The 2944-nt window shown below is 63.9% G+C and carries 2 protein-coding genes; both read right to left on the reverse strand.

Annotated elements, in window-relative coordinates; translation table 11 throughout:
• Positions 1–136 precede the first annotated feature (136 nt).
• Positions 137–1366, reverse strand: coding sequence for a zinc ribbon domain-containing protein (locus PZH32_RS00495; protein WP_275205675.1), 1230 nt, complete (start codon positions 1364–1366; stop codon positions 137–139).
• An 8-nt stretch (positions 1367–1374) separates the two neighbouring features.
• On the reverse strand, positions 1375–2721 hold the full coding sequence (locus PZH32_RS00500) for a zinc ribbon domain-containing protein (protein WP_275205676.1): 1347 nt from the start codon (positions 2719–2721) through the stop codon (positions 1375–1377).
• Positions 2722–2944 lie beyond the last annotated feature (223 nt).

Raw genomic sequence — 2944 nt, forward strand, 5'->3', positions numbered from 1 at the left:
GCGGCTCCTTTCACGGAACGCCTCTGGCAGAAGCAGGAAGATGGCAGCCGCAGTCACCCGAGGGTGCTTCGACCGCCAAATCCGAAAGAACGATCAGCAACAGAACGGGCAGCCGAACTCACGCGCGGCACGGCTCCTAGACGTCGACGCGCTCCAGCTGGGCGGCCAGCAGGTACCAGCGGTCCTGGAACTCGTAGATCATGTACCCATGGGTGCCCTCATTGATGGCAAGGGTCTCACTGCTCTGTGAGCTTTCACCCGTAGGGGCAATCTCCAGACCCAGCACAAAGGCCTCGGAAGCGTCGAAGGGAAGATCGAGAGCGTCAACCTGGCCGGCCACGCTCTGGCCCAAATCGCCGAAGTACACGTTCAGCGACGCCAGCGATGTTTTGTCGGCCACGGTGCTCTTCACGGCCACGGCCGCGCTATCGCCCTGAAGGAAGCCCTCGATGGCGTCTTTGTTGGCTTCGGGCAAGCCGTCGTACAGATACAGCGGCAGCAGCGAATCACCCTCGACGCCCACCAGGGCATCGTAGGCCTCCACCACCCCTGTTGGCTGCAGGGCAATGACCGTCTGCATCCAGGTGTTGCAGGCCTCCTCGTTGAAGTCGTCGGCGATCATGGCCTCCCAGCCCTCCTGCACGGCCACGGCCACTTCTTCGGCGGTGGCAGCGCCGGGGGCGTCCTCCTCAAGGGCCTCGGCCTCGGCCGCTGCCTCCTCTTCAGCCGCGGCAGCCGCTGCGGCCGCGGCCTCTTTCTCAGCGCTCGGCTCCGGCGCTGGAGCCGTCTCCGCCGCCGGCTGGAAGCCCTCGATGAGGCCCATCTTCGCCACATAGAGCCCACCGACGAAGCAAGCGCACCCCACCACGAGGGCCACAATGATGCTGACGATGACCAGGGGCACGCGGCTCTTATGCACCGCGATAACGGGCGCCGGGGCTACCAGGGCATCATCGGATTCCTCAGCCGCCTCGTCCTGACCTCCGTCGTCAGGGTGCACATCGGCCGCAGCCTCATCGTCAGCCAACGTCGCAGCGGCTACCTCGTCGGAGGGCTCGGCGTCGGAGGTGTCCTTGGCAACGTCGCCGTTGACGGCAACGACGATGCCCTCTTCCTGCACGCCAGCGTCATCCGACTCGGCCTCAGCCGTCGCTTCGCCCTCGCCCGCCTCGGCAACAGTCTCGTCAACCTCAGCTGCCTCGACTACCGGATTGCCCTCCTCGTCGAGGCGCGGCAGCGGGCCCGTGGTTTCGGGAGACTCTACGAACGCCGTCTCGGTTTCCTCCGCCAAGGGCGTAGGGCGACCGCAGCGAGTGCAGAACAGCATGTCCTCGGAAAGCGGCTGACCGCAATATTGGCAGTTCATGAAGCCCCCTACTCCTCTTTCTCGCTATCAACGGGCACCAGGGCATCGGTGTAGAGATACCAGCGCCCATCGACCTGTACGGCCGTGTAGGGCGTCACTTTGTGGTACAGGCCCTCATCGTCGACATTCTCGCTTTGGTAGTCCGAGGGATAGTTGGCCGTAACCGCCTCGATTTTGTATGCCTTCGTGATGGTCAGGTCCAGCCCTGCCAGCTGGTACTGACGCTCCATGCGCTCGATGGTGCGCGCCGAGCACTTCTTGCCGCGCTCGAGCTTGAACGACCAGGTCCCGGCATAATTGCCGAACTGGCTGGCGTCACCGTCCTCGACGTTGCGCGCGTAGTCGGAAACCGTGGCATACCCAGCCTCGCGGGCCAGGGCCTCAGCGTAGGCGGGCACCATAAAGTCAAGCTCGTCGATGGCCAACAGGCGCATGGAGGTATGGGAGAAATTCTCGCCCAGGGCATCGAAGAGCGGCGTTTCCAGAGCAGCTACCAGCTTCTTGGCGGATCCGAAGCCCGTTTCCACCGCCGGTTCCTGCTCCTGGGCTTCGCCCTGATCGCCCTCGGCCGGGACGTTTGCGTCTCCTTCGTTCGCCTCGGGCGTCTCGCCCGCGGCACCATCGGCGCCTGTGCCATCCTGCTCAGAGGCGTTATCGGCGGGAGCCTCGGCAGCCGGGGCTTGCTTTAGACCCAGCGACTCCATGAGAGGATCTGCCAAGGTAAAGGCGCCCACCGCGCCCACCAGCAGGGCCGCCACGGCAATGCCCACCACAGCGGGGGCGGCTACTCGGCCTTTGCCGTTTTGCGCCGAACCAGCCCGCGCGGGCACGTACACGCCGCTCGAAGCGGCGTTCCGGAAGGCCTCCTTGGAAAGCGGTTGGGTGGCGGGCAATACGGGACCGGGGCCCAGGTCGGTTTCGAAGACGTCTTCCTCGAAGGCCTCGTCGTCAGCATCGTCCTCGGTCGTCTCCTCGGCGTCGTCGCCCTCTTTGGACTCCTCCACCTCTGCATCGGCTTCGGCGGCCGCAACGTCAGCGACCTCATCCATCTCCTCAACCTCTGCGTCGGCATCCGACGCCGCATCATCAGAGGCCGCTTCTCCACTCGTAGCGCCCTCAGGCTCGGCTTCCTCTTCGGAACGGGGCTCTTCGGCGTCTTCTTCATCCCACAGCGTAGCGGCGCCGTAGAAATTCCAATGGGGGACGACGAAATACGGGGCGCCCTCACCGTCGTCGGGCATCCAACCGTCTTCTTCGAAATCGGGGCGATCGCCGATGTACACCAGCTTTTTGCCGCAATAGCCGCAAAAGGTCGATTCGTCGGGAATCTCTTTCCCGCAAAAGCTGCAATACACCGTCGGCACCTCTTCCCAGCCCGTCGAAGGCTCTGCGCGTTATATATGACCAGAATAGCGTAAATAAGCATCATTGTGCGGGCAGGTTCGGCGTATCCACCGTCTCTCTGGTATTGACGGCACGTTATCCCTCCTCATGGCACGGTTCTGACACACGAAGGGCCCGGAGTTTCCTCCGGGCCCTTCGAAGAAGCCAGCGTCTACGGTGCAGCTAAACGGTAGC

This window comes from Adlercreutzia equolifaciens (assembly GCF_029076695.1).
GTDB classification, from domain to species: Bacteria; Actinomycetota; Coriobacteriia; order Coriobacteriales; family Eggerthellaceae; genus Adlercreutzia; species Adlercreutzia equolifaciens_A.